The organism is Paramicrobacterium fandaimingii, assembly GCF_011751745.2.
In the GTDB taxonomy this organism is placed as follows: domain Bacteria; phylum Actinomycetota; class Actinomycetes; order Actinomycetales; family Microbacteriaceae; genus Paramicrobacterium; species Paramicrobacterium fandaimingii.
Genome location: NZ_CP061170.1, coordinates 1,894,440 through 1,921,029 on the forward strand (window position 1 = coordinate 1,894,440; position 26,590 = coordinate 1,921,029).

The window sequence follows — 26,590 nt, forward strand, 5'->3', positions numbered from 1 at the left end:
AGTGCTCGCATTCCGTGCAGTGGCGCCGGGAGGCTACGATGGGTGAACACACTTTCCAGGCACGTTCACACGGTGCCGTCTATATCGAATCGGAGATACGACGATGACTACTGTTCCCGACAAGCCAGCGCTCGAGGGGCTCGAAGAGACCTGGGCGTCCGCCTGGGAGACGAGCGGCACCTACCGATTCGACAGAACAGCCGCTGCAGGGGGCGGGCGTGCGTGCGTCTACTCGATCGACACACCACCTCCGACAGCATCCGGATCTCTCCACATCGGGCACGTGTTCAGTTACACCCACACCGATGTCATCGCGCGCTTCCAGCGCATGTCGGGGAAGAACGTTTTCTATCCGATGGGGTGGGACGACAACGGGTTGCCGACCGAGCGCCGTGTGCAGAATTACTATGGCGTGCGTTGCGACCCGTCACTCCCCTACGACGCAGACTTCGTGCCGCCACACAACGGCGACGGAAAGAGCATCAAAGCGGCCGACCAGCAGCCGATCTCACGCCGCAACTTCATCGAGCTCTGCGAGAAGCTGACCGTTGACGATGAAAAGCAGTTCGAAGACGTGTGGCGCAGGCTCGGTCTCTCCGTTGACTGGTCGCAGAGCTATCGCACGATCGGTGACGAATCGCTCGCCATCAGCCAGCGAGCGTTCCTGAACAGCCTGCAGCGCGGCGAAGCGTATCAGGCGATGGCACCAACGCTCTGGGACATCACCTTCCGCACAGCCGTGGCGCAAGCGGAGCTGGAAGACAAAGACCAGCCCGGAACGTACCATCGACTTTCATTCCACCGGCCAGACGGCGGAACGATTGAAATCGAGACGACGCGCCCTGAGCTGCTTCCCGCGTGTGTGGCCCTCGTCGCACACCCGGATGACGAGCGGTTCAAGCCGTACTTTGGCACAACGGTGACCACCCCGGTGTTCGGCGTGGAGGTGCCCGTGCTCGCACACCACCTTGCCCAGCCAGACAAGGGCGCTGGAATCGCCATGATCTGCACGTTCGGTGACATCACTGACGTTGTGTGGTGGCGCGAGCTCAACCTGCCGAACCGCGCCATCATCGGTTTCGACGGACGCATCATCGACGAGACCCCCGACGCGATCACGACGCAGCACGGGCGCGATGCCTTTGCCGAGCTCATCGGCAAGACGGTGTTCTCCGCCAAGAAGGAGGTCGTTCGCCAGCTCACAGAGTCCGGCGACCTCATCGGTGAACCGAAGCAGATCACCCACCCCGTGAAGTTCTTCGAGAAGGGCGACAAACCGCTCGAGATCGTCTCCACACGGCAGTGGTACATCGCGAACGGCGCGCGCGACGAAAAGCTCAAGGCTCGGCTTCTCGAGCTCGGCGCTGAGCTGAATTGGCACCCCGACTTCATGCGCGTGCGTTACGAGAACTGGGTCGGTGGGCTCAGCGGCGACTGGCTGGTCTCACGCCAGCGCTTCTTCGGCGTGCCGATTCCTCTGTGGTACCCGCTCAATGACCAGGGAGAGGCGGACTACGACTCCCCCATCGCGGCGGGTATCGCTGCCCTTCCCGTTGATCCGTCAAGCGATGCTGCGCCCGGATTCGACGAGTCGCAGCGGGGCGAACCCGGTGGTTTCATCGGTGAAGTTGACGTGCTCGACACATGGGCGACATCCTCGCTCACTCCTCAGATCGCTGGCGGCTGGGAGCGCGACCCCGAGCTGTGGAGCCTTGTTCGCCCGTATGACCTGCGCCCCCAGGGCCAGGACATCATTCGAACCTGGCTGTTCTCGACAATGCTGCGCTCCGTGCTCGAAGACAACGAGAAGCCGTGGATGCATGCAGCAATTTCCGGTTTCATCGTCGACCCCGACCGCAAGAAGATGTCGAAGTCGAAGGGCAACGTTGTCACGCCTGCCGACATGCTCGTGACGCACGGCTCAGACGCCGTGCGCTACTGGGCAGCGTCTTCTCGCCTTGGCACGGATGCCGCGTTTGACCCGCAGAACCCGACGCAGATCAAGATCGGCCGGCGTCTGGCCATCAAGATTCTCAACGCATCGAAGTTCATTCTGGGATTCGAAGGGACGGATGCTGTTGAGGTGACCGAACCGCTCGACAGAAGCATGCTGGCCACGCTCAAGCGCGTGACCGCGGAGGCATCCTCGGCACTCGAGTCGTACGATCACGCTCGTGCCCTTGAAGTGACAGAGAGCTTCTTCTGGACATTCTGTGACGATTACCTCGAGTTGGTGAAGGAGCGTGCGTACGACACCTCCAATCCGGCGAGGGCGTCCGCCGTCTCGGCACTTCGGCAGGCGCTTGCGACGCTGCTGCGCTTGTTTGCCCCTTTCGTGCCGTTCGCAACGGAGGAGGCCTGGTCCTGGTGGAACGAGGGCTCGGTGCATCGTGCCCCGTGGCCAACGGCGGATGAGTTGGCGGTCAACGGCGACGAAGATATTCTGACGCTCACGGGTACGGCGCTTATCGGAATTCGCCGCGCCAAGACTGATGCCAAGGTGTCTCAAAAGGTCGCTGTCGAGCGTGCCACGATTGCGGCCCCGTCCGAGAAGATCTCCTCGCTTGAAGCCGCCGGCGCAGACCTCGCAGCTGTCGGCCGCATCGCCGACCTCACGTTCACAGCCGGTGATGACATCGCCGTCACCGAAATCGTGCTGGCGCCGTCCGCCGAGGCATAGGAGAGCATATGCAGTTAGGGAAGCGTTGGGCCGTCGGCGCCGATGTTCCAGCGGATCTGCCGCCCGTCGTCGCGAGCGCCATTCGCGACGTCGAGGCGGAGCTTCGCGCCGACGCCGTGCCCGTCGAGTCGTGGGCGTGGACGCTCACCTGGTTAGAGCGGCGCCCTGTTGTCGAACTCGACGATGGAACCGTTGTCACGTACAACAGCGCTGAAGACACGGCGACCGTCCGTCAAGATACAGACACGGGCGAGAACGACGACTATTAAGCCGTTGGCGCAGGCGCCGCTTCTTTGCGCGCAATGACCTCGCCGTGCGGGATAGCAAACCAGCCGCTCTCGTCACGCGCCCACTTTCGCCACGCGCGTGACATGGAGTGGAGGTCGTCAGCCTGCGCAGCTCCAGACTCCACGGCCATCACGGCAAAGTGCGAGTCGGTGGCGCGTTCTGCCCAGGCGCTTCCCCAGCTCTCGCGCTCGTCTTCAGCCGAGTAGCACCACACGGATGCCGATGACGCCACGATTGTCGCGCCCGCGTGCAGCGCGATTGCCCGGAGCCGTCTGCCGATATCGGGATCACCGTGCGCATACCGCGCGGCGGACAGGTACGTGGAGCGCCAGCTATCGAGTCCTTCGCTATCGGGATACCACACGGTGCCCGAATAGATCGCATCGCGCACAGCGACGAGTCCTCCCGGTTTGACAACTCGAAGCATCTCGGCCATCACTCTGCTCGGGTCTGAAACATGCTGCAAAACCTGGTGTGCGTGCACGAGATCGAACGTATCGTCGGGCGAATCGATCTCGTAGCCGCTTCCGGTGTCGAATTCCACGTTCTCGATGCCCTGCGACTCCGCGAGGCCTGTGGCGCGCTCGGCCATCGTCGGTTCCACGTCTATGCCGCGCACCAGGCCAGGATGGACTCTGCGGGCGAGGTCGACAGTGATCGTCCCCGGACCGCTTCCCACATCGAGAACCCGCATTCCTCGCGAGAGATGCGGAATGAGATACGCCGCGGAGTCCTCCACCGTGCGTCGGGCATGCGAACGAACAACACTCTCGTGATGCCCGTGAACATAAGGGTCATGTGCGCTCATGCACCAAGGCTACTCGCGTCGCACGTGACGCCTCGCCACCGCGGCAGCGACCGCGTGCGACGGCTAGGCGGACTTCTCGCGTCGATGTGCCTCGAAGATCGGCTCCGCTCCATCGGTGACCGACTCTCGAGTGATGATCACTCGAGAGATGTTGTCACTTGATGGCACGTCGAACATGATCGGCCCGAGCACGTCTTCCAGAATCGCCCGGAGTCCACGCGCTCCGGTCTTGCGCTCAACAGCAAGATCGGCGATCGCCTCGAGTGCGTCTCGCTCAAACTCGAGTTCGACTCCATCGAGCTCGAACATCCGCTCAAACTGCTTGACGAGAGCGTTGCGAGGCTCCGTCAAGATCTGCATGAGCGCATGCTGGTCGAGCGAGGTCACTGTCGTCAGCACCGGCAGTCGACCGATAAACTCAGGAATGAGACCGAACTTGTGAAGGTCTTCGGGAAGCACTTCGCTGAACAGGTCAGCGTTGTCGTCTTGCGAATGCAAGGGCGCACCGAAGCCGATTCCGCGCTTGCCCGCACGCGATGACACGATGTCTTCGAGCCCAGCAAATGCTCCAGCCACGATGAAGAGAACGTTCGTCGTGTCAATCTGGATGAATTCCTGATGCGGATGCTTCCGGCCGCCCTGCGGCGGAACCGAGGCAACCGTACCCTCGAGAATCTTCAAAAGCGCCTGCTGCACGCCCTCGCCAGACACATCTCGCGTGATCGACGGGTTCTCGGCCTTTCGCGCGATCTTGTCGATCTCATCGATGTAGATAATTCCCGTCTCGGCACGCTTGACGTCATAATCCGCAGCCTGCAAAAGTTTGAGCAGAATGTTCTCGACATCCTCACCCACATAGCCCGCTTCAGTGAGCGCTGTCGCGTCGGCGACAGCGAACGGAACGTTGAGCTGCTTCGCGAGCGTCTGCGCAAGATATGTCTTACCGCACCCTGTCGGCCCCACCATCAAAATGTTGCTCTTGGCGATCTCGACATCGTCGTTCATGCTGTCGGCGCTGGTCAGCGTCGTGCGTGCCTTGACTCGCTTGTAGTGGTTATACACCGCCACAGCGAGGGAACGCTTGGCTGGTTCTTGCCCGATCACGTACTCTTCAAGGAAGTCGAAGATCTCGCGCGGTTTGGGCAGCTCGAACTCGCCCGTCGCCGACTCGCCTGCTTCGGCGAGACGTTCCTCAATGATTTCGTTGCAGAGCTCAACGCACTCATCGCAGATATAGACCCCTGGGCCCGCGATCAGCTGCTGAACCTGCTTCTGGCTCTTGCCGCAGAAGGAGCACTTCAGCAGGTCGGCACTCTCACCGATTCGCGCCATTGGCGTGCCTCCTCAATTGGATGCTGTGCATGTAACGAGCCTAACCTCTTCGACCGACATCGCACGCGAACTGTGTCGCGTGTGTGTCATACGAAGAAACGGCGACAGGCGAGCGCCCACCGCCGTTTCTCATGATCACACTTCTACGGCGTCAGCGCCGCGGGCGCATTCTTCCGACTGGTGAGCACCTGATCGATCAAACCGTACTCAAGCGCTTCCTCGGCCGACAGAATCTTGTCGCGGTCGATATCAGTGTGCACCTGCTCCTGCGAGCGGTTCGAATGACGGGCAAGCGTCTCCTCAAGCCAGGTACGCATCCGCATGATCTCTGCTGCCTGAATCTCGATGTCTGAGGCCTGGCCCTGGCCCGCCTCACCGACGGCGGGCTGGTGAATGAGAATACGGGCGTTGGGAAGCGCGAGGCGCCGGCCCGGAGATCCCGCAGCCGTCAGTACGGCCGCCGCCGACGCAGCCTGACCGAGCACGACGGTCTGAACGTGCGGCCTGATGTACTGCATGGTGTCGTAGATTGCCGTCATCGCGGTGAATGACCCGCCAGGCGAATTGATGTACATCACGATCTCGCGGTCGGGATCCATGCTCTCGAGCACAAGGAGTTGAGCCATGATGTCGTCAGCCGACGCGTCGTCGACCTGCACGCCGAGAAAGATGATGCGGTCTTCGAACAGCTTCGCGTATGGGTCTTGACGCTTGTAACCGTAGGCGGTGCGCTCCTCGAAACTCGGCAGAATATAGCGCGAGCTCGGCATCTGCAGGGAGCGACCTGCCGCTTCAAATGTGGGAGTCTGCATTATTGTCGTCCTCTTCTGACTACTTCTGAGAGCTGTCGGTTCCGCCGCCGCCGGCCACGTCGGTTGCCGACGCGCGGATGTGGTCGACGAATCCGTATTCGAGTGCCTGATCCGCGGTGAACCAGCGATCGCGGTCGCCGTCCTTGTCGATCTGCTCAACGCTCTTGCCGGTCTGAGATGCAGTGATCTCTGCGAGACGGCGCTTCATGTCGAGGATCAGCTGAGCCTGGGTCTGCACGTCGCTCGCGGTTCCGCCAAAGCCACCGTGAGGCTGGTGAAGCAGAACACGGGCGTTCGGCGTGATGTACCGCTTACCCTTCGTTCCGCTTGTCAGCAACAGCTGACCCATTGACGCTGCCATCCCGATTCCCACTGTCACGATGTCGTTCGGCACATACTGCATGGTGTCGTAGATTGCCATGCCAGCAGTGATCGAACCACCGGGCGAGTTGATATACAGGAAGATGTCGCGCTTCGGGTCATCGGCGGCGAGCAAGAGAATCTTCGCGCAGATCTCATTGGCGTTCTCGTCGCGCACTTCTGAACCAAGCCAGATGATGCGGTCTTTCAGAAGCTGGTCAAAAACACTCTGGGCCACAAGGGGCTCTGCCATGTCGCGCTCCGTTTCGTTATCGCTACAGTACGAATCTAGTGGAGAAGAGGTCTGCACCCGGGTCATGTTCGCCGTGGGCAGATCATCCCTTCCGACAGGAACGGGGCCGGGACCTTTCGGTTCCCGGCCCCGTTCCCAGAACGATGGTTCTTACATCTCTTCGTCAGATGCAGGAGCTTCCTCGGCATCCGATGCCTCGTCGTCAGCCTCAGGAGCGTCGTCCTCGGCAGGCGGGAGGAACCCTGTCAGATCGACAGCAGCGCCGGCCGTGTCAACGATCTCAGACTTGCCGAGAACCACGGCGATCGCCTTGTTGCGAGCAACCTCGCCAACCATCTGCGGGATCTGACCGTTCTCATCGAGAACCTTGATGAACTCGCCCGGCTCCATGCCGTACTGCGACGCGCCCTGGATCAGGTACTGGGTGAGCTCTTCCTGGCTCACCTGCACGTTCTCCTTTTCGACGATTGCGTCGAGAAGCAGCTGGGTGCGGAAGGTCTTCTCGCTCGACTCGCTCACCTCTGCGCGGTGCTCGTCGTCTTCAAGGCGACCCTCACTCTCAAGGTGACGCTCCACCTCAGCGTCGATGAGGTTCTGGGAAACCGGAATCTCGACAGCGTCGAGCAGAAGATCCACTGCCTTCGTGCGGGCCTCGGTTCCCTGCCCGAATGTCTTCTGGCTCTTCACCTGCTCGACGAGGCTCTCGCGAAGTTCGCCGATGGTGTCGAACTCGCTGGCAATCTGCGCGAAGTCGTCATCGGCCTCGGGGAGTTCGCGCTCCTTGACGGCGCTGACCGTCACGGCAACTTCGGCGTTCTCACCCTGGTGCTCGCCACCGAGAAGCGGCGACGAGAAAGTCGTGCTCTCACCGGCTGTGAGGGAATCTACGGCCTCATCCATGCCTTCAAGGAGCTCGCCTGAACCAACCTCATACGAAACGCCGCTTGCGGAATCGACTTCTTCGCCATCGATCGTCGCTGACAGGTCAATCTGCACGAAGTCACCCGTCTTCGCGGGGCGGTCGACAGAAACGAGTGTGCCGAACCGTGTCCTGAGCTCATCGAGAGAGGTGTCGATGTCGGCATCGGTTACCTCTGCAGGCTCCACCTCGACCTTGAGACCCTCGTATTCGGGAATCTCGAACTCGGGACGAACGTCAACCTCGACGCTGACGATCAGATCGCCAGAGAAGTCCTTGTCGCTCGGCCACTCTGTGACGTCAGCCTCGGGACGGCCGAGGGTCTTGATATCCTCTTCGGCAACAGCCTTGCGATAAATCTCATCGAGGCCTTCACTGACCGCCTGCTCGATAACCGCACCCTTGCCGACACGCTGATCAATGATCGCCGGGGGAACCTTGCCCTTGCGGAAGCCGGGGATCGAGATCTGCTCCGCGATCGCCGAGTAGGCGCTGGTGATGCTTGGCTTGAGCTCCTCGGGGGGAACCGAGATAGTGAGCTTCACCCGGGTCGGGTTCAGCTTTTCGACCGTGGTCTTCACGATTATGCGTTCTCCTGTGATTTGGATTCTTACCTCGAACGAGGACGTACGTGGTCGGGGCGACAGGATTCGAACCTGCGACCTCCCGCTCCCAAAGCGGGCGCTCTAGCCAAGCTGAGCTACGCCCCGGCGCAAACGAACCGGATGTGGACCTTCACCAAGGCATAAGCAGGCGAATTGACCTCAAGCATTCTACTGTACTTCGTTCGGGCTCAATTACCGCATCGGACGAGATGAGACCACGGCGTTGAACCTCGACAGCGACATCAGTGTACGCGAGATCGTGAAACGTGTACTACGATATTCGAGTGCCCCGGCATGGGGATGTAGCTCAATGGTAGAGCCTCAGTCTTCCAAACTGATGGTGCGAGTTCGATTCTCGTCATCCCCTCCATGTAACACCGTTCGACGTGCGGTCAGCGACACCACATCACCGGCGACAGGAGCAGGCAGGCATGAAGCTTCCGCGTCTCGAGAAGATCTGGACCGTCGCTGGCGTCGTCTGTTTTCTCGTCGGAGGCGTTCTGCTCGGAATCGGTCGGTTCGGACCGGGAACGATGCTCATGATCGCCTGCGTCGTCTGCCTCGGCTCGGCGATGGGTGCTCATCGCCGTCGCCTCAAGCGCATCGAAAAGAACTAGGCAGTCCTCACCGTGCGCTGTGAAGGCGCGCGTTGCCAACATAGTGCTCGGCATTCGCGCGAATCGAGGCAATTTCGTCGTCAGTGAGCTCTCGTCGGACTTTCGCAGGCACACCCGCGACAAGCGAGCCAGACGGCACAACCGTTCCTCCGAGCACGACGGCACCGCCCGCAATGAGAACCTCGTCGCCGATGACGGCGCCGCTCAGAACGACAGCGCCCATTCCCACGAGGACAGTGTCTCCGATTGTGCACCCGTGCACCACGGCGTTGTGTCCGACAGATACGTCGTCACCGATGACGGTCGGTGACCCCGCATCCACATGCACGGCGACACCGTCTTGAAGGTTGCTGCGCGCACCGATCGAAATGGAGTCGGAGTCGCCGCGAAGAACGGCGTTGTACCAGACTCCCGAGTCTTCGCCCAGCGTCACATTTCCGACAACCTTCGCACCGGGTGCGACGAATGCCGTCTCGGCGATAGTCGGGCCAGGACCATTCGGCAGTGAGATTACGGATGCTGGATCGCTGATCGTCATGCTTCCAGGGTAGTTGCTGTCACGGCCCCCCTTCGTTTCTCCATCCGGATCTCGTTCGACGGCGCGCGGGCCGCGGGCGCGCCGACTTCTCCGCCATCATTGAGGTATGACACGAGACGCGCGGCCGGGGATGCCCCAGGCGCTGCGTCGTCGGCGCATGGCGACCCTCGTCGGCAGTGTGGGCGTCTCGCTCTCCTCCTGCGCGCTGATCCTCGTGCTCGCCACACTGGTACCTCCGATCTGGCACATTCCACTCAGCCTCGCGTTCGCCGGCGGAGTTACCTTCGCGGTTCGCGCCGCAACGCGCGCCGGGCGCCGCGCGTTTGCCGCCGTTGCCGTGCTCGCATCGCTTCTCCCCCTGGTCTTCAGCCAATGGAGCCTGCGACTGGGAGACGTCGACGTTGTCTCTGCTGTTCCCGTCTGGACGTTCATCGCTGCGATAAACGGAGTGCTCGCCGTGCTGCTTCTCGCGGCAGCCCACTTCACCACGTCGCGCACGTACACGACCCTGAGCGCGCTCGCCGCCGCCGTCGCGCTTCTGGGCATCGGCATCTCGCTCTTTCCCTTCGCGGCAGCGGAGTCACGCGCATGGGTAGGGACGCTTCTCGTCGCCTACGCCAGCGCGGCTTGGCCGCTGTTTCGGCATTCTCGATCAACTCGCGTCACTGTGAGAGCGCTGGCCGCCCTGGCGTGCCTGCTCGTTCTGGCGCTTGCCGCGACAACCTGGCCCCGCCTCACGTGGGGAACATCTCTGGCGTTTCTGATCACGGCAGGGGCGTTCGCACTTCATCTCTTCTTGTCTCCTGTCGCGACAACAGAACGCGACGGCGCAGCGCCGAAGACGATGCCGATCCAGGTGGTGAACGACAGACCAGCACTCGCTCGTGAGCTCGGGGCCTGGAAGACAGCAGCGGCGGTGGGCCTTGGACTTGCCGTTGCGGGTGCCGCGGCGGCACCCGCCGTTCACTTCGCCTCGTTCGCACGCCAGATCGACGTCGTCGCCTGCCTCACCGCCGTGGGTGCGATTGCCCTCGCGACTGTCGCCTGGCGATTTCAGTACCACCGCAGCGCGCCTGGACTTCGCGTCGCGGGCCTTGTCACCCTCGTTGTCTGCGCGTTGACTGTCGTTCCTGCACTGGGAATCGGCGTGATCGAAACGGGGTCACGCATTGCCGTGCCGAACTTCTCGGTGTCAGCGGTCAGCGAGCACACATTGGTGTACCCAGACGTCAGTCCGTACATCTGGATCAGTCCCGCGGTGCTCACCATTGCAACGGCCGTGACGCTTCACCTGTGGGGACGCCTCGGCGTATTCAGCTGGCTTCCGCTTGCCCTCGGGGGCGTGACGCTCCTTATCGCCCACGCCACAGCGCCGACGATCGTCGCGTCCGTGCTCTCCTCGTGCGTACTCGCTGTGTCCGCGACGGCGCTTTTCATCGTGCTGCGCCCACGTCGTGGCCGCCGAGTCGCGCTGATCACGCTTGCTTTCCTCGGCTCAGCCTCATCATTCGTCGTCGGCGGAAACAGCGCCGACGTCTGGCCGGTTGCGGCGGTCGTCGCCGTCGCGAGCCTCGGTGCCCTGAGGGCGGCAATTCCGCGACGCATCGGGCGCACGGACCGAGGCGCGATCGGCCCGGCGATCACGGCATCCCTTGTGATCTTTCTGATCTTCACTGCCCGGTGGATTCCGCTGTGGCTGCCGGATCTCTTCGCGGAGCCGGCAGCGGCATCCGCTCTGGCCACCGTCGTCGCAGCTTCGGCGGTCCTCGTTGTCACCGCCGTTCTCGGGCGCCGGCTCCCGGCGACCGAAGCAGCAGCGATGTCTGTGCTCTCGTCCCTCGCGGCGGTGATCGGCATCGGCAGCCTCGCAACGCTGTCGATCCAGACGGCGGAACGCGATCTTGTCTTCGCACTGGCCTGCGTTCTCGTCGCCGAGCTCTCATGGCAGGTCTCGCGGAGCGAGAAGCACAGCGTCGCTCGATACGTGACCGCGGTGCTCACTCCCCCCACTGCGGTGCTGCTCGCTGTCGAGTCCTGGCGTCACTTCGGCCCCGCGATCTGGGGTGCTCCCGAGCTCTTGGCCGTCAGCATCTCCGTGCTTCTCGCCGGGGTGGGAATTCTGCTCTTTCGCGACACCCCCTCGCCCCGGGGCGAGCCACGCTCCCATCCGGCGCGCCTCGGCTGGGATTCCGCCATTGCCCTGACATCAATCGTCACCGTGCCCGCCGCACTGACGACGAGTGAGTTCGGTGCGTTGAACCTCGTCATGCTCGGAGTGCTTCCTGTGCTTTTCTCCTTGGGGGAAGGCTCGATCAGCCGCGGCTCGCGTCGACGCAGAAACCTCGTCTGGGCGTGCATCCCACCGTTTGCCGGCGCCATTTGGCTGACACTCGCCTCACGGGGCGCCAACGGCGTCGAGCTCTATGCACTCGCCATGGCGATGCTGGTCTGCGCAGCTCTCGCAGTTGTCGCCTCCCGTCGCCCCGCTCCCCATACTCCGGTACCTCCCGGACGAAACCTCCTGACCATCGGCTCGCTCGCGATATTTCTCGTTCCCTCCATTGCGGTGAGCCAGAGCGGACCGACAGGCCAAGCCCTTCTCGTTCTGCTCATGGCAACGGTTCTCGCGTGCCTCGGCGCCTTTCTGCCTCCCCTCATCCGCGGCATCCACCTCGCTCTCTGGCTCTGGACCGCAGGTCTGCTCACCGCGGCATTCACAACAGGCATCCGCTCGTTCGCTCTTGTCGCGCGGGTCACAGACAGGTTCGACGAACTTCTCACGTGGAGCCTCGGCGGCGCAGCGCTGCTGACGATCTTCGCCGCACTCTGGCTGCGCATGGAGCAGCCGCAGGCGAGGCCGGCCTTTGCCGCTCTCGCCAGCGCTCCCCTGCTGTTGTCCCTGCCTTTTGCCAATATCGTCGCCGTCGCAGAGGCACCATGGTGGATGCTCGTGATCGTCGCGCTGGGAACAACCGGGTTTTTGGCGTACCCCCTCGCTCGCGGCTCTCGAGCACACGCTCTCGTCAGCTGGATGGCGACGCTCGGCACCGCTTTTCTCGCCGTCGGCACGATCACGGGTGGCCACACCGCCGTCGAGTTCATTTCGGTTCCCGCAGGGCTCCTCGCCGTCGCCGTCAATCTGAGGGTTCTGCATGCAGACGCACAGGCAACCTCGTGGCGAACCCTCGGCATACCGCTCGGGGTGATCATTCTCCCCAGTCTTCTGCAGAGCCTTACCGAACCGGCGCCCATCCGCATCGCCTGGCTTGTTGTCTGCATTTCTGCGACAGCTGCGTTCGGCGTTGTGACCAGACTCAAAGCCCCGATCATCGCCGCGAGCATTGCCGCTGTCATCATTATCCTGACGCTCGCGTGGCCCGCAATCACTGCTGTCGTCCCGGGCTGGACTGCTGTGCTCGCCGTCGCCGCGCTCCTGGCCATCGCCGCGGTGGTTGCGCATCTGCCGAGTATGCCGTTTGCGCGTGCTCTGCGCAGTGTCGCCCAGCTGCGCTGACAACACAGGTGTGCCTCACCTCAGGAAGGTGAGCCATCGCTTGCTTGCGGAATATCTTGAGCGCAGTAACGTTGAATTCATCAAGAGAAGAAGAGGGACGGTATGGCTACTTCACAGACTGAGAAACTCACAAATGTCAATCCCGATGTCGCGTCGGGCACAGCGCAGTTCCTTTCGCCGCTGGTCATCGACCTCGAGGCTCTCGTCGTCAATGGCAAGCAGGCGCACTGGCACGTGAGAGGCCACAACTTCATCGGCGTGCACGAACTCCTCGACACGCTTGTTGCGGACGCACAGCAGTGGGCTGATCTCGCTGCGGAGCGTGTCGTCGCTCTGGGGCTTCCCGTCGACTCGCGACTCGCCACGGTGGCGTCACAGACATCGGTTCCCGCGCTCAGCGCCGGCTTCCGCCAGTCTGAAGACACGATCGTCGAGGTGGTTGCCATGCTCGATGCGGCGATCCACACAGCTCGCACGGCCGTCGATGAGCTCGACGAGATCGACCTCAACAGCCAAGACGTCGCTGTCGAGATTGTTCGCGGACTCGAGAAGGACCGCTGGCTGCTCCTCGCGCACATCGCGAAGTAGCCTCGCACAAAGCGAAAAGGGGCCGGATGCGTTCGCATCCGGTCCCTTTTCGCACTCGTCGGCTAGAGCGCCCGGTGCGTCCATCGACCGTTGAGGATCGTGCCGCCCACCACCATCGCCCGCAGCTGCTCGGCGCTCGCCTCACACGGGTCGCCGTCGAGAATCGCGAGGTCTGCCGTGTCGCCGATGCGGGGGGTGAGCCTTCCGTTGGGGACGGATGCTGCGAGAGCCTCCCGCGTGCCGATCGACTGCTCTGCGTGCCATGGGTCCTTTCCGTCTCGCGCACGAGAGACGGCGGCAGCGACAGCAGCCCACGGATCAAGCGGAGCGACGGGCGCATCGGAGCCGAAGGCGAGCCTCACGCCCTCGTCAAGGAAGCTGCGCATCATGAATGAACGTTCTGTGCGCCCACGCCAGTACGCGTCGGCGATCTCGCGATCATCCATGGCGTGTTCCGGTTGCACACTTGCCGCGATACCGAGCTGCGCCATGCGTGAGACATCGCCTGGGCGCATCAACTGCGCATGTTCGATGGTTCCTGACGCACCCGACTCCTCGTAGGCCGTGAGGGCGAGCGCGTTCGCCTGGTCTCCGATGGCGTGAACCGCACAGTCGATTCCCGCTGACGTCGCCGAACTCATGAGCGATGTCAGGTCGGCAGGCTGAATGTTCAGCTTCCCGTTTCCCGAATCACCTCCCGAATACGCGTCGTCGCAGTACGCGGTTCGGGTGTTGAGCGAGCCATCGGTGATGATCTTGAACGGTCCGACGCTGACGAGGCCGTGCGTGTGCGGAACGATGAAACCCGATTGCAGTCGCTCCTCGATCGCGCGCTCGAGGTGCTGGGCATAGATCCCAAACGACACACGCAGATGGGTGCACCCTTCTTGCGTGCGCCGCTCCCAGACGTCCTTGTTCCACGCCATCTCCATGTCGGTGATGCCCGTGACTCCCCGTGCCGCGGCTGCCCGCGCCGCCTCATCTGCCCAGACGTCCGACACCGACTCGGGTATCTCGTCGAGCTGCCCCTGCACGGCGAAGGCGGCGTCCTCGGTGAGCAATCCGCCGTGATCTGACGTGAATCCGAAGCGTCGCAGGGCTGCCGTGTTCAGCCAGACTGCATGCAGATCTGCAGACATCAGCACAACCGGAATGTCCCGAACGACAGCATCCAGCAGCTCCGCGGTTGGCCGATCGACCCACAGTGCATCGCGAAAGCCGACCCCGACAAGCGGACCGTCACGGTGCTCTCGTGCAGCGTGACCGATCAGCGTCGCCGTCTCGGCCGCGCTTTGGGCCGCCGTCAGATCGACCCGTTTGCTCGTGATCGACCAGAGAGTGAAGTGCACGTGGTGATCCCAGAGCCCCGGCATCACGACCCGACCGTCCAGATCGACGGGTTCGCCCGCGGCAGGTCGGCTGCCCGCCGGCCGAATGTCAGTGATGACAGCATCCGTCAGTTCAATGTCGACAGCATGCGGGGCGTCGATCAGACGGGCACGCGTGAGCGTCTGCACGTTTCCCAGCCCAGGGTGCGCGGCACGAAGGCGAAATGTGGTCACGGATTCTCTCTCAGCGTTGGCAGACCGGGCACCAATAGAGCTTGCGCGCGGCCATCTCCTCAAGAATGATGTTCGTTCCGCAGACTCGGCACGGAAGGCCCTCCCGTTTGTACACCCAGTGACGGTCGTCGCGGTTCGCCATGGCGAGTGTGTATGCCTCGCCCGTGAGTCCGTCCATCGTCATCATCTGGCCCGTTTCGATGCCGATGCGCAGCAACCTCACCCAGTCCTGCCAGATGCCGCGCACGGTCTCTTCCGGCACCGAGCGCCCGGGAGCGTGCGGGTCGACACCCGCTCGGAAGAGCAGCTCCGCCCGGTATACGTTCCCGATTCCGCTCACAACCGCCTGATCCATCAACAGGAGGCCGATGCGCGTCGGCTTGCGCCTGACCACCTCGGTGAACCTGTCTTCGGCTGCCGTCGAGTCATCATGCATCGGATCGGGCCCAAGCTTTGCGATCGTCTCATCGATCTCGCAACCCGTGCGAATCTCGCAGGCGGTCGGCCCGCGAAGATCTGCAACCGTGCGGTCAGTGAGCAAGCGCAGCCGCACCGCGCCGATCGGCGCGGGCGGAAACGACTCCCACTCCACGTCGGTGTCGCCCTTCGTCTGCTCGGACATGCGCACGCGCGCCTTGCGCGGCGCCCCGATGCTCGACAGCGAGTTCTCCCCCGCGTTGTCGAGAACCTCAAGCGCCATGTCTGTCCCACGCTGGTTCGTCTGCCCCATTCGCCCGTTCGCCGAGGCGATCGTCCTGTCGACGGCGATCTCACCCGCGAAGTCCCACGCGCCGTACATGCCGAGGTGCACGCGCAGCCACGTATCGTCGCCGAAGTCAGCGAACATCTGCTTTCCCACGGCGAAGACCGTCTGCAGCTCGCGGCCATCGAGAACCGACGCGCCCTCCGCAAATCGTCCTTGCGGAGAGGATGCCGCAACGCGGTGACCCGCAAAGTTGCGTGCGAACTGGCGGGCGATGCGATGAACCGAATGGCCCTCGGGCATCAGTGATCGACGCCCTTTCCCACGATGTCGCCGGTCTGCTCGTACTCGGCGATCTGGGCAATGCGACGCACGTGGCGCTCGTCACCGCTGAACGGGTGGGCGACGAACGCATCGATGAAGGCGATCACGTCGTCGTAGCTGTGCTGTCGAGCACCGATGGAGATGACGTTCGCGTCGTTGTGGTCACGAGCGAGTTCGGCAGTCGACAGGTTCCACACGAGCGCGGCGCGCACACCCTCAACCTTGTTCGCGGCAATCTGCTCTCCGTTGCCCGAGCCTCCGAAGACGACGCCGAGCGCCTCCGTGCCTGCGCGACGATCGGCGACAACGGCCTGCCCGGCGTTGATGCAGAACGCCGGGTAGTCATCGAGCGGGTCGTATTCCGTTGGGCCGTGATTCACCACGACGTGACCTTTGTCGGTGAGATAATCCTGCAGCTTGCGGCTGAACTCAAGCCCCGCGTGGTCTGTGGCGATGTGAATGCGCATATCCCTATCCTGCCGTGCGGTCAGTCGAATTGGGGCTCGGCCGTGCGCGAACGCTTGAGTTCGAAGAAGCCGGGATAGGATGCCGCGGCGACGACGCCGTCCCAGAGCGCCACAGCCTGCTCGCCCTTCGGCGCAGGAGAGATCACCGGACCAAAGAATGCGACGTCGTCGATGGCGATCACCGGTGTTCCCACGTCTTGTCCCACACGAGTGATTCCGTCGAAGTGAGACGCACGCATCTGCTCGTCGTACTCGTCGCTATCGGCGTAGCGCGCCAACGTCGCATCGAGGCCCAGCTCGTCGAGGGCCTCCGCGATGACCGCATCCGCGTCCGTGCGCTCGCCCGGGTGAATGCGGGTGCCCAGCGCGTCGTAAAGCGGCTTCACGTGCTCCTGCCCCGCGAGCTGCGCGACAGCGGTGACGAGCCGTGTGTATTTGAGAGCACGAGGGAAGAACGCACGATAGTCGTCAGAGACGTCGTTGTCTTCGTTCAGCACAGCAAGGCTCATCACGTGCCATGTCACGTCGATGTCTCGCTGTCGCGACACCTCGTCGACCCATCGAGACGTCATCCATGCCCAAGGGCACGAAGGATCGAACCAAAAATCCACCATTGTTGACGTTGAAGCACTCATGCCCTCAGCCTATGACACGAGCGGCGGCAGTACGCTTGTTCGTTGGACACGATCCACGCAATCGAATAGGAGCATCCGTGCCAGGAGAAAACCTCACTCATGATGAGGCACGCACCCGCAAGAACCTCATCCAGACGCACACCTACGCCGTCGCACTCGACCTCACACAGGGACCAGACGTCTTCCGCAGCACCACGACAGTTCGCTTCAGTGCCGAAGCAGGCTCGTCGACGTTCATCGATGCCCTGACGGCGACGGTGCATTCAATCACCCTGAACGGCAGCGATGTTTCCGCATCGGCTGCAGATGGCGCCCGCATCGCCCTCGACGATCTCCGCGACGAGAACGAACTCGTCGTCGACGCCGACATGCGCTACACCAACACCGGCGAGGGACTGCACAGGTTTGTCGACCCTGTCGACGGCGAGGTGTACCTATACAGCCAGTTCGAGGTCCCCGACTCTCGACGGGTCTTCGCTGTCTTCGAGCAGCCCGATCTGAAGGCGGAGTTCCAGTTCACCGTCACCGCACCATCGGCATGGCAGATCGTCTCGAATTCGCCCACGCCAGAGCCTGTGCCGGTGAGCGACGGCGTCGCGCGATGGGAGTTCACGCCCACACCGACCATTTCGAGCTACATCACGGCCCTCATCGCCGGACCTTACGCATCGGTACGCAGCAAGCTGACCAGCAGCGATGGACGCACGATTCCGCTGGGCCTCTTCGCCCGCAAGAGCCTCTTCGAGTACCTCGACGCCGACTACATCTTCGAGAAGACGCGCCAGGGCTTTGCGTTCTACGAGCAGAAGTTCAACCGTGCATACCCCTTCGAGAAGTACGACCAGCTTTTTGTTCCCGAGTTCAATGCGGGCGCGATGGAGAATGCCGGTGCTGTGACGTTCCTCGAGAGCTACGTGTTCCGTTCAAAGGTGACGGATGCCATCAGGGAGCGCCGTGTGGTCACGATTCTGCACGAACTTGCCCACATGTGGTTCGGCGATCTCGTCACGATGACCTGGTGGAATGATCTCTGGCTGAACGAGTCCTTCGCCGAGTGGGCGTCAACAATCGCCACGGCGCAAGCCACCGAGTGGACCGAGGCCTGGACCACCTTCCAGGCAATGGAGAAGAGCTGGGCGTACAAGCAAGATCAGCTGCCCTCGACGCACCCCGTCGTAGCAACGATCAACGATCTCGAAGACGTTCAGGTGAACTTCGACGGCATCACGTACGCGAAGGGCGGCTCGGTTCTGAAGCAGCTCGTCGCGTGGGTCGGCGAGGAAGCGTTCTTCGCGGGAGTTTCGGCGTACTTCGCCAAGCACGCCTTCGGCAACACCGAACTGCGCGACCTGCTGTCAGAGCTCGAGACGGCGAGCGGGCGCGATCTCACCGAGTGGTCGACGAAGTGGCTTGAGACCGCCGGAGTCAACACGCTGCACCCCGAGGTCACCGTCGATTCGGAGGGCACGATCACGTCCTTCTCCATTCGGCAGACGGCGCCAGCCGATTACCCGACGCTTCGCCCGCACCGCCTCGCCGTCGGCTTCTACACCCTCGATGATGGCCGTCTCGTGCGCACCGATCGCTTCGAGCTGGACATCGACGGTGAACGCACGCCGGTTGCCGAGATCGTCGGCCGTGCGCGCCCCGATCTGATTCTGCTCAACGACGATGATCTCGCCTACGCAAAGATCAGACTTGACGAGGAGTCGCTTCGCGTGGCGATGGAGCATCTGTCGACAATCGAAAATCCCCTTGCCCGCGCGCTGGTGTGGGGGTCTGTGTGGGACGCAACTCGGGATGCCGAGACGGCAGCGAGCGACTACGTCGACCTGGTGCTGGGAAACATCGCAGCCGAGACCGAGTCGACAACGCTCAGGACGACGCTGAACCAGTTGGTTCTCGCGGCCGGGCAGTATGTCGCTCCTGAGCGCCAAGCCAGCACGCTCGAGCGGGTCGCCGATGAGCTGTGGGGCCTTGCTCAGCAAGCCACGCCAGGGAGCGACGCGCAGTTCCAGTTTGTGAAGTTCTTCGCCTCTGCGGCATCCACACCCACCCAGCTGGAGACGATCGCAGCGCTGCGCGCTGGTGCAATCACGCTCAACGGCCTCGAGATCGACACCGACCTTGAGTGGGAGTTGCTCGTCGCACGTGCCGCAGGGGACCAGGCGACCGTAGCCGATATCGATGCAGCGCTCGAACGGGACAGCACGGCCTCTGGTCAGCAGTTCGCCGCTCAGGCGCGTGCCGCACGCCCGAGCAGCGCAGACAAGAACGCCGCCTGGTCGCTGATCATCGACGACGATTCTCTGCCCAACACACTCGTCGCCTACACGGCTCTCGGGTTCCGCCGCGCTCAGGACACAACAGTGCTGACGGAATTTGTCGACCGCTACTTCGACGTTCTCCTCGATATCTGGAACAGCCGCACCTACAAGATCGCGGAACACGTTGCCGTTGGACTGTACCCGTCCTCGCTCGCAAACGCGCATCTGCGCGATGCAACAGCAGCGTGGCTCGACACGCACAGCGAGCCCGCCGCTCTTCGACGCCTCGTTGTGGAGAACCTGGCTGGTGTGGAGCGCGCGCTCGCCGCGCAAGAGAGAGATGCTCGCTGACAGCGTTGAACACCTCGGGCTCCGCACATTGTGCGGAGCTCGAGGTGCTTTCAGGCACAGTCGAGTTCTCGTGGATACACTCACAACGTGATCACCACTGATTTCACGTCGTCTCTGGATGACTTTCTGAACACCCCTCTCGGCACGCTCACTCATGTCGTCGTCATCATCGGGGTGGCGATCGGCGTGGCCTGGCTGCTCCACATCGTCATTCGGCGCTCAGTCGTCTCGATCGTCAGCGGAGTCAAGCGGGGGCGCGGTGTCGATGACACGCAGGCACTCGCCGTGTCGCCGTTGGCGGCCGTGCGCGTCGTTCAGCGCACGCGCACGCTGGGCACCGTGCTTTCCAACATCGTCAACGTCGTCATTGTCGTGATCGCGGTGCTCCTCATCGTTCACGTCGTCTCCCCCGGCATCCTGAGCTCTTTCGCCCTGTTGTCTGCTGCCGTCGGCGCCGGTCTCGGATTCGGCGCGCAGAACATCGTGAAAGACGTACTGAACGGCATTTTCATGGTGATCGAAGACCAGCTCGGCGTGGGCGACGTCGTCGACGTTGGGTTTGCAACGGGCGTCGTCGAGAAAGTGGGCATCCGCGTAACGCAGGTGCGGGATGTCAACGGAGTGCTGTGGTTTGTGCGCAACGGCGAGGTGTTGCGCGTCGGAAATATGTCTCAAGGCTGGTCTCGGCTCATCATCGACCTCGCGATTCCTCTCGACGCCGATTTCGACGCGGTCAAGCAGCAGCTTCTCGATGCAGCGAGGGCGCTCGCTGACGAGCCGAAGTGGAGACCGCACTTTCTCGATGCTCCCGAAGTATGGGGCATGGAATCCGTCTCGGACGAGGCGATCGTTCTTCGTCTCGTTGCGAAGACGCGCACGTCGTCGAAGGACGACGTCGGACGCGAACTTCGCTCGCGCTTCAAAGTCGTTCTCGATGGCCTCGGAATCGTCCCGCTCTCACTGGAGACCGTGATTCTGGCAGGGTGGGAAGGCGCGGGCAGCGTGGGCGGAGCGCGTCCGCCGAAGACGAAGCCCGTCATCGTCAACCCGTCGAAACTCGGCAAGAAGAAGCGCGTTCCGAAGGGAGAACGATGACCGACGGAAACGTCACAACGTTTTACGACCAGATCGGCGGGCACGACACCTTCCAGAAGCTGGTGCACGAATTCTACCGAGGCGTCGCGAGCGATCCCGAGCTCACGGCGATGTATCCCGAAGAAGACCTCGGCCCGGCCGAAGATCGGCTGAGGATGTTCCTCGAGCAATATTGGGGCGGCCCCACCACCTACAGCGACACGCGCGGGCATCCTCGACTTCGCATGCGACACGTACCGTACAAGGTGAACCCCGAAGCGCGAGACCGCTGGCTGCGGCATATGCGCACTGCGGTCGAGTCACTCGAACTCGCGCCGATCCACGAGGCGACGCTATGGGACTATCTTGAGAGAGCAGCGCATGCTCTCGTGAACACGTTCGAGGACTGACTGCCGTCGCGACGAAGGAGCCGCCCTGATGCCCGATCACTCATATGACGCCATCGTCGTCGGGGCAGGGCTGGCTGGCCTTGTCGCCACAGCAGAGCTCGCTGATGCCGGTCGCCGCGTCGCGGTTCTCGATCAAGAGCCGCCCAGTTCCTTTGGCGGTCAGGCGTGGTGGTCTTTCGGAGGGCTCTTTCTCGTTGACTCTCCAGAACAGCGCAGAATGGGAATCACCGACTCCGTCGACCTCGCGTGGCAGGACTGGGAAGGAACAGCCGGGTTCGATCGCGATGAAGACAACTGGGCGAAGCGCTGGGCTCGTGCCTACGTCGACTTCGCAGCAGGCGAGAAGCGCTCGTGGCTGAAGGCACAGGGCATTTCGCTGTTTCCCGTCGTTGGCTGGGCTGAGCGCGGGTCAGGCGCGGCTTTTGGGCATGGAAACTCGGTGCCGCGCTTCCACATCACCTGGGGAACGGGCCCCGGAGTTCTCGATCCTTTCGTTCGACGCGTCGAGGCAGCGCGTGACGCTGGCCGTGTCGACGTGCTCACTCGACACCGTGTCGACAAGCTGACGCTGACGGACGGCCGCGTCACCGGGGTGTCCGGCAGCATCTTGGCCGACGACCCTGTGCCGCGCGGCGTCACAAGTTCACGCGACGTGGTTGGGCAGTTCGAGCTGTCGTCCGAGTCGGTTCTGATGAGCACAGGCGGAATCGGCGGCAACTTCGACCTCGTACGCAAAAACTGGCCAGACAGACTCGGGCCGGTGCCCCGAAGCATGCTCACCGGAGTTCCTGCCCACGTGGATGGCCGTGGGCTCGCCATTGCAGAGAGCGCAGGCGGGCGCGTCGTCAATGCCGATCGCATGTGGCACTACACCGAGGGGATCACCAACTGGAACCCCGTCTGGCCCGAACACGGAATCCGGATTCTCCCCGGACCCTCGTCTCTGTGGCTTGACCCAACGGGTGTGCGCCTCCCGGCCCCGCTGTTCCCCGGGTTCGACACACTCGGCACCCTCACGCATCTCACTCGAGGCGGGTTCGATCATTCGTGGTTTGTTCTGACCCAGCGAATCATCGAGAAGGAATATGCGCTGTCCGGCAGTGAACAGAATCCAGATCTGACGGGCAAAGACATCAGGATGCTCCTGAGCAGAATCGCACCGGGAGCACCCGGCCCGGTCGAAGCGTTCAAGCAGCACGGCGACGATTTCGTCGTCGCCGATGACCTCGAGTCGCTTCTTGACGGCATGGCCGCGCTCGATACCGACGGCCAGCTTGATCGAGGCCGAGTTCGGCGCGAGATCGAGTGGCGCGACAGTCAACTCGACAACAGCTTCTCCAAAGACGCTCAGATCACGGCGATGCACGGCGCACGCTCGTACCGCGGAGACAAGCTTCTTCGCGCCGCTCCCCCGCACAAGCTACTCGATTCGAAGGCCGGACCGCTCATTGCTGTCAAACTGCATCTGCTGACGCGCAAAACGCTCGGCGGCCTGCAGACCGACCTCAGCGGGCGCGTTCTTTCGGCATCAGGAGAACCGGTTCCCGGTCTCTATGCCGCGGGCGAGGCATCCGGGTTCGGCGGGGGCGGACTGCACGGGTACCGCGCCCTTGAAGGAACGTTTCTCGGCGGCTGCCTGTTCTCTGGGCGCACAGCGGGGCGAGCAATGGCCGCAGCGTCCGCGTAACGTCAGCGCCGACGCACGAGTACGTGGCCGCGGCGCAGACTCAAGCGAAGCCAGTTGCCCGACTGCAGCACGCGAGCGTTCTCGGGTTCTGCCACAAACCCCAGGCTGTCTGCGGCAAAAGCCGCTCCGGCCGGAAGCTCAGGCACCTGCGGGATGTCTCCACTCCAGACAGACGATCTGATGCGCTGCACGACAGGGTCACCAGCGTCGCGGGGCAGGTCCGCAGCGATGCGCTGAGCGCCGTCGCGTGCAACCCTCGAGAGCACGTCGACATGAATTGAGGCTATTTCGGCCCACCCCGACCGCGGAGGAGCGATCCCCGTCCACGGTGCCTGCACCTCTGACGGCGGCATCGACAGCTGCGCCGAGCCTGTTCCGGCAAGTCGCGCGATCCGTTCGCTGACGGAATCAGGGTTGACCGTGCGATCGAAGGTCACACCACTGTTCTCAGCGTAGGTACGCAGACCAAGGATCGTGGCGCTCTGATCGAGAATGCCTCGAGCATAGAGCACGGGCGCATAGACGGCGAGCACCCCGCCCGAAGCGAGAAAACGCACGGCATCCGGGTCGACCCGCTTCGCTCGGCCCACAAAGGTGCCGAGGTCCGACACCGCGTCGAAATCGCTCAAGGTGAATGTCTCAGTCATCTGCTCCTAAACTTATCTCACGCCGCAGCCGTCGGCAGCATCGTGAGGAGAAGCGTTGTCAGACCCCATTGACTCTTTGCTCGGAGCCCTTGATCTCGCCGATACCGGCGCTCGCACCAATGAAGATATTTTCACCGGCCCCTCTCAATGGATGCCGCAGGGGCGCGTCTTCGGTGGGCAGGTTCTTGCGCAGTCAATCATCGCTGCCGGAAGAACGGTTCCAGACGACCGTTTCATCCACTCGATGCACGGCTATTTTCTGCGTCCGGGCGATGTCGACCTCCCTCTCACGTTCGCCGTTGACCGCATCCATGATGGGCGTTCCTTCATGACGCGGCGTACGCAGGCATACCAGAAGGGCATGCCCATTCTGTCGATGATCGCGTCGTTCCAAGACGAGGATGCCGGCCTCGACCACGCGGCGTCAATGCCTGACGCGCCAGATCCTGACGATCTTCCCAGCGACACCGATATTCTCGGATCGATCGATGATCCGCGTGCGCGCGCCTGGTCTGCTGACCGCCCATTTGAGATTCGGCACGCGTCCGAGCCGATCTACCTTGCGGCGCCTGCCGAGAGCTCCTCGGATCAGATGCTGTGGCTGCGTGCGAAGAGACCGCTTCCCGACGACAGGCGACTTCACCAGGCCGCTCTTGCCTACGCGAGCGACTACACGCTGCTCGAGCCGATCCTGCGCAGCCACGGTCTGAGCTGGCTCACACCGGGCCTCAAGGTGGCGAGCCTCGACCACGCGATGTGGTGGCATCGTGCGGCACGCGTCGACGAGTGGCTGCTGTACGTGCAGCAGTCACCGAGCGCCACAGGCGGGCGCGGACTGACGCAGGGCCGCTTCTATTCTCGTGACGGTGCGCTCATTGCTTCGGTTGCCCAAGAGGGGATGGTGCGGGTTCCCCGCGAGTCCTGAGCTCGCGGCTACCGCCGACCGGTGAAGGTCACGGGCGCTTCTGCGTAGCGCTCCCATGCTCGACGTTCGTCGTCGCGGATGCGTCGGGGAGAACCAGACGAGGCATCAACGAGCACGATCGTGCTCGCGGCGCAGGCGGCCGGAGCAGCGTCATCGTCCTGTGTGAACACCTCATAGTGCACATCGAGACTGGCTCCGCCGAGCCGGCCGATCCACAGCTGAATGTCCAGCGGGGCACGCTGGTACGGAATCGGCTTTCGATATTCGACCTCGTGACGTGCCACGAGCGTGAGCGTCTCAGACCCGGGCTCGGCTTCGATCAGGGCCATTCCCTGATCGATGCCGTCGCCCTCGTCCTTGCTGCGCCAGAACACTCGCACGCGAGCTTCCTCGAGTACCCGGAGCAACTCCACATTGTTGACGTGGTTGTAGGCGTCGAGGTCTCCCCAGCGGAGATGCACCGGAGCGTGAACGCGCATCAGTCTCGCGTCAGCTTGCGGTACGTCGAGCGGTGAGGCTTCGCCGCATCTGCTCCAAGACGTTCCACCTTGTTCTGCTCGTATGCCTCGAAGTTCCCCTCGAACCAATACCAGTTTGCGGGGTTCTCGTCCGTTCCCTCGTACGACAGAATGTGCGTTGCGATCCGGTCGAGGAACCAGCGATCGTGTGTGACGACCACGGCGCAGCCGGGAAATTCGAGGAGCGCGTTCTCCAGGCTCGAGAGCGTCTCGACGTCCAGGTCGTTCGTCGGCTCGTCGAGCAGCAGGAGGTTGCCGCCTTGCTTCAGCGTCAGCGCGAGATTCAGACGGTTGCGCTCACCGCCCGACAGCACTCCGGCACGCTTCTGCTGATCTGGTCCCTTGAAACCGAAGGTGGAGACATAGGCGCGCGACGGGATCTCGGTGTTTCCGACCTGAATGTAGTCGAGGCCATCTGAGACGACTTCCCAGAGTGTCTTGTTCGGGTCGATTCCGCCCCTGCTCTGGTCAACATATGAAATCTTCACCGAATCGCCGACCTTGAGGTCGCCGCCGTCGAGCGGCTCGAACCCGACGATTGTCTTGAACAAGGTGGTCTTGCCGACGCCGTTGGGGCCGATGACACCGACGATGCCGTTGCGCGGCAGCGAGAACGACAGACCGTCGATCAGAACACGTTCGCCGAATCCCTTTTCCAGGTTGCGAGCCTCGATGACCGTCTGGCCGAGCCTCGGACCGGCAGGAATCTGAATCTCTTCGAAGTCGAGCTTTCGCGTCTTCTCCGCCGCCGCAGCCATTTCCTCGTATCGGGCGAGGCGCGCCTTCGACTTCGCCTGCCGACCCTTGGTATTGGACCGCACCCAGTCGAGTTCTTCAGAGAGGCGCTTTGCCAGCTTTGCGTCCTTCTTGCCCTGCACAGCGAGACGATCGCGCTTCTTCTCGAGATACGTCGAGTAGTTGCCCTCGTAGGGATAGAGGTGTCCTCTGTCGACCTCGGCGATCCACTCGGCGACGTGGTCAAGAAAGTATCGATCGTGAGTGACGGCGAGCACAGCGCCCGGATACTGGGCAAGATGCTGCTCGAGCCACAGCACGCTTTCGGCGTCAAGGTGGTTTGTCGGCTCGTCAAGCAGAAGCAGGTCTGGCTTCTGAAGGAGCAGCTTGCACAGTGCGACGCGTCGCTTTTCTCCACCGGAAAGCACGCTCACCGTCGTGTCAGAGGGCGGGCAGCGCAGCGCGTCCATTGCCTGTTCAAGCTGCGAGTCGAGATCCCACGCATCGGCGGCGTCAATCTGCTCTTGCAGCTTGCCCATTTCAGCGAGGAGGGTGTCGAAGTCTGCATCGGGCTCAGCCATCGCTGCCGAGATCTCGTTGAAACGATCGACCTTGACTTTGATCTCGCCAAGACCGTCTTGAACGTTCTCGAGAACAGTACGGTCTTCGTCCAGCTCCGGCTCCTGCATGAGAATGCCAACGCTGTACCCGGGGCTGAGCTTCGCCTCGCCGTTGCTCGGCGTGTCGAGGCCTGCCATGATCTTGAGGATCGTCGATTTTCCGGCGCCGTTCGGGCCGACAACGCCGATCTTCGCTCCGGGGAGGAAGGCCATCGTGACGTCGTCGAGAATAACCTTGTCCCCGACTGCTTTGCGTGCGCGGACCATCGAGTAAATGTATTCGGCCACTCTTTTCCCTACACTGCTTTCATGTCCGTGAGACCGCGAGCGGTCTTCTGGGCTGGTATCGCG

23 protein-coding genes and 2 tRNA genes are annotated in these 26,590 nt (G+C 62.8%); 11 read left to right on the plus strand and 14 right to left on the minus strand.

Features of this window, described 5'->3' with window-relative positions; translation table 11 throughout:
• The first annotated feature begins 103 nt into the window (after positions 1 to 103).
• Both valS and HCR84_RS09190 read left to right on the plus strand, forming a co-directional pair.
• Complete coding sequence (valS, locus tag HCR84_RS09185; RefSeq protein ID WP_166983762.1) at positions 104 to 2,680, plus strand: valine--tRNA ligase; 2,577 nt, start codon at positions 104 to 106, stop codon at positions 2,678 to 2,680.
• Positions 2,681 to 2,688: 8 nt separating this feature from the next.
• Positions 2,689 to 2,949, plus strand: a complete 261-nt coding sequence (locus HCR84_RS09190; protein WP_166983763.1) for a hypothetical protein — start codon at positions 2,689 to 2,691, stop codon at positions 2,947 to 2,949.
• Here HCR84_RS09190 and HCR84_RS09195 read toward each other — a convergent pair.
• The 6 genes from HCR84_RS09195 to HCR84_RS09220 form a co-directional block, all read right to left on the minus strand.
• Complete coding sequence (locus HCR84_RS09195) at positions 2,946 to 3,776, minus strand: methyltransferase domain-containing protein (RefSeq protein WP_166983764.1); 831 nt, start codon at positions 3,774 to 3,776, stop codon at positions 2,946 to 2,948. The two genes, HCR84_RS09190 and HCR84_RS09195, sit on opposite strands and share 4 nt — an antisense overlap.
• A 63-nt stretch (positions 3,777 to 3,839) precedes the next feature.
• Positions 3,840 to 5,108 (minus strand): ATP-dependent Clp protease ATP-binding subunit ClpX, encoded by a 1,269-nt coding sequence (gene clpX / locus HCR84_RS09200; protein ID WP_166983765.1) that lies wholly within the window; start codon positions 5,106 to 5,108, stop codon positions 3,840 to 3,842.
• A 143-nt stretch (positions 5,109 to 5,251) separates the two neighbouring features.
• A complete protein-coding gene (locus HCR84_RS09205; RefSeq protein WP_166983766.1) occupies positions 5,252 to 5,920 on the minus strand; it encodes an ATP-dependent Clp protease proteolytic subunit in 669 nt (222 codons plus the stop codon).
• A 19-nt stretch (positions 5,921 to 5,939) separates the two neighbouring features.
• Positions 5,940 to 6,533: an ATP-dependent Clp protease proteolytic subunit gene (locus tag HCR84_RS09210; protein ID WP_166983767.1), complete on the minus strand. Its 594-nt coding sequence runs from the start codon at positions 6,531 to 6,533 to the stop codon at positions 5,940 to 5,942.
• A gap of 150 nt (positions 6,534 to 6,683) precedes the next feature.
• Positions 6,684 to 8,033, minus strand: coding sequence for a trigger factor (tig, locus tag HCR84_RS09215; RefSeq protein WP_195706619.1), 1,350 nt, complete (start codon positions 8,031 to 8,033; stop codon positions 6,684 to 6,686).
• A gap of 51 nt (positions 8,034 to 8,084) precedes the next feature.
• Positions 8,085 to 8,162, minus strand: a tRNA-Pro gene (locus HCR84_RS09220).
• A 191-nt stretch (positions 8,163 to 8,353) separates the two neighbouring features.
• Here HCR84_RS09220 and HCR84_RS09225 point away from each other — a divergent pair.
• Together HCR84_RS09225 and HCR84_RS09230 are read left to right on the plus strand one after the other, a co-directional pair.
• A tRNA-Gly gene (locus tag HCR84_RS09225) sits at positions 8,354 to 8,427 on the plus strand.
• A gap of 61 nt (positions 8,428 to 8,488) precedes the next feature.
• Positions 8,489 to 8,674 (plus strand): hypothetical protein, encoded by a 186-nt coding sequence (locus tag HCR84_RS09230; RefSeq protein ID WP_166983768.1) that lies wholly within the window; start codon positions 8,489 to 8,491, stop codon positions 8,672 to 8,674.
• A gap of 7 nt (positions 8,675 to 8,681) precedes the next feature.
• Here the strand turns inward: HCR84_RS09230 and HCR84_RS09235 are convergent, their stop codons facing one another.
• Entirely contained in the window at positions 8,682 to 9,212 is a 531-nt protein-coding gene (locus HCR84_RS09235; protein WP_166983769.1) for a gamma carbonic anhydrase family protein, read from the minus strand.
• 106 nt (positions 9,213 to 9,318) lie between these two features.
• On the opposite strand from HCR84_RS09235, the gene HCR84_RS09240 reads away from it, so the two are divergent.
• Together HCR84_RS09240 and HCR84_RS09245 are read left to right on the plus strand one after the other, a co-directional pair.
• Positions 9,319 to 12,726, plus strand: a complete 3,408-nt coding sequence (locus HCR84_RS09240) for an SCO7613 C-terminal domain-containing membrane protein (protein WP_166983770.1) — start codon at positions 9,319 to 9,321, stop codon at positions 12,724 to 12,726.
• Positions 12,727 to 12,828: 102 nt separating this feature from the next.
• Positions 12,829 to 13,314 (plus strand): Dps family protein, encoded by a 486-nt coding sequence (locus HCR84_RS09245; RefSeq protein ID WP_166983771.1) that lies wholly within the window; start codon positions 12,829 to 12,831, stop codon positions 13,312 to 13,314.
• A 62-nt stretch (positions 13,315 to 13,376) separates the two neighbouring features.
• Here the strand turns inward: HCR84_RS09245 and HCR84_RS09250 are convergent, their stop codons facing one another.
• The 4 genes from HCR84_RS09250 to HCR84_RS09265 are packed head-to-tail and all read right to left on the minus strand — an operon-like array spanning position 13,377 to position 17,005.
• On the minus strand, positions 13,377 to 14,876 hold the full coding sequence (locus tag HCR84_RS09250) for an amidohydrolase (RefSeq protein WP_244972454.1): 1,500 nt from the start codon (positions 14,874 to 14,876) through the stop codon (positions 13,377 to 13,379).
• Positions 14,877 to 14,886: 10 nt separating this feature from the next.
• Positions 14,887 to 15,882, minus strand: a complete 996-nt coding sequence (locus HCR84_RS09255; protein ID WP_166983772.1) for an Fpg/Nei family DNA glycosylase — start codon at positions 15,880 to 15,882, stop codon at positions 14,887 to 14,889.
• Positions 15,882 to 16,370 carry a ribose-5-phosphate isomerase gene (locus HCR84_RS09260; protein ID WP_166983773.1) on the minus strand — a complete coding sequence of 163 codons (489 nt, stop codon included), beginning with the start codon at positions 16,368 to 16,370 and terminating at the stop codon, positions 15,882 to 15,884. The genes HCR84_RS09255 and HCR84_RS09260 overlap by 1 nt, the downstream gene beginning before the upstream one ends.
• 20 nt (positions 16,371 to 16,390) lie before the next feature.
• Positions 16,391 to 17,005 (minus strand): mycothiol-dependent nitroreductase Rv2466c family protein, encoded by a 615-nt coding sequence (locus HCR84_RS09265; RefSeq protein ID WP_166983774.1) that lies wholly within the window; start codon positions 17,003 to 17,005, stop codon positions 16,391 to 16,393.
• Positions 17,006 to 17,082: 77 nt separating this feature from the next.
• On the opposite strand from HCR84_RS09265, the gene pepN reads away from it, so the two are divergent.
• The 4 genes from pepN to HCR84_RS09285 all read left to right on the plus strand — a co-directional run bounded on the left by pepN (position 17,083) and on the right by HCR84_RS09285 (position 22,794).
• Positions 17,083 to 19,623 (plus strand): aminopeptidase N, encoded by a 2,541-nt coding sequence (pepN, locus tag HCR84_RS09270; protein ID WP_166983775.1) that lies wholly within the window; start codon positions 17,083 to 17,085, stop codon positions 19,621 to 19,623.
• Between the two features lie 87 nt (positions 19,624 to 19,710).
• The gene (locus tag HCR84_RS09275) at positions 19,711 to 20,718 is read left to right on the plus strand and encodes a mechanosensitive ion channel family protein (RefSeq protein WP_166983776.1); all 1,008 of its coding nucleotides are present in this window, start codon (positions 19,711 to 19,713) and stop codon (positions 20,716 to 20,718) included.
• Complete coding sequence (locus HCR84_RS09280) at positions 20,715 to 21,107, plus strand: globin (RefSeq protein WP_166983777.1); 393 nt, start codon at positions 20,715 to 20,717, stop codon at positions 21,105 to 21,107. Before HCR84_RS09275 ends, HCR84_RS09280 begins: the two co-directional genes overlap by 4 nt.
• Positions 21,108 to 21,135: 28 nt before the next feature.
• On the plus strand, positions 21,136 to 22,794 hold the full coding sequence (locus HCR84_RS09285) for an FAD-binding dehydrogenase (protein WP_166983778.1): 1,659 nt from the start codon (positions 21,136 to 21,138) through the stop codon (positions 22,792 to 22,794).
• A 2-nt stretch (positions 22,795 to 22,796) separates the two neighbouring features.
• Here the strand turns inward: HCR84_RS09285 and HCR84_RS09290 are convergent, their stop codons facing one another.
• A complete protein-coding gene (locus tag HCR84_RS09290; RefSeq protein ID WP_166983779.1) occupies positions 22,797 to 23,441 on the minus strand; it encodes a DUF8185 domain-containing protein in 645 nt (214 codons plus the stop codon).
• Between the two features lie 55 nt (positions 23,442 to 23,496).
• Here HCR84_RS09290 and HCR84_RS09295 point away from each other — a divergent pair, with 55 nt between their 5' ends.
• Positions 23,497 to 24,366: an acyl-CoA thioesterase gene (locus HCR84_RS09295; protein WP_244972455.1), complete on the plus strand. Its 870-nt coding sequence runs from the start codon at positions 23,497 to 23,499 to the stop codon at positions 24,364 to 24,366.
• Positions 24,367 to 24,374: 8 nt separating this feature from the next.
• Here the strand turns inward: HCR84_RS09295 and HCR84_RS09300 are convergent, their stop codons facing one another.
• Both HCR84_RS09300 and ettA read right to left on the minus strand, forming a co-directional pair.
• The gene (locus HCR84_RS09300) at positions 24,375 to 24,845 is read right to left on the minus strand and encodes an acyl-CoA thioesterase (RefSeq protein WP_166983780.1); all 471 of its coding nucleotides are present in this window, start codon (positions 24,843 to 24,845) and stop codon (positions 24,375 to 24,377) included.
• Positions 24,845 to 26,527 (minus strand): energy-dependent translational throttle protein EttA, encoded by a 1,683-nt coding sequence (gene ettA / locus HCR84_RS09305; RefSeq protein WP_166983781.1) that lies wholly within the window; start codon positions 26,525 to 26,527, stop codon positions 24,845 to 24,847. The genes HCR84_RS09300 and ettA overlap by 1 nt, the downstream gene beginning before the upstream one ends.
• Positions 26,528 to 26,590 lie beyond the last annotated feature (63 nt).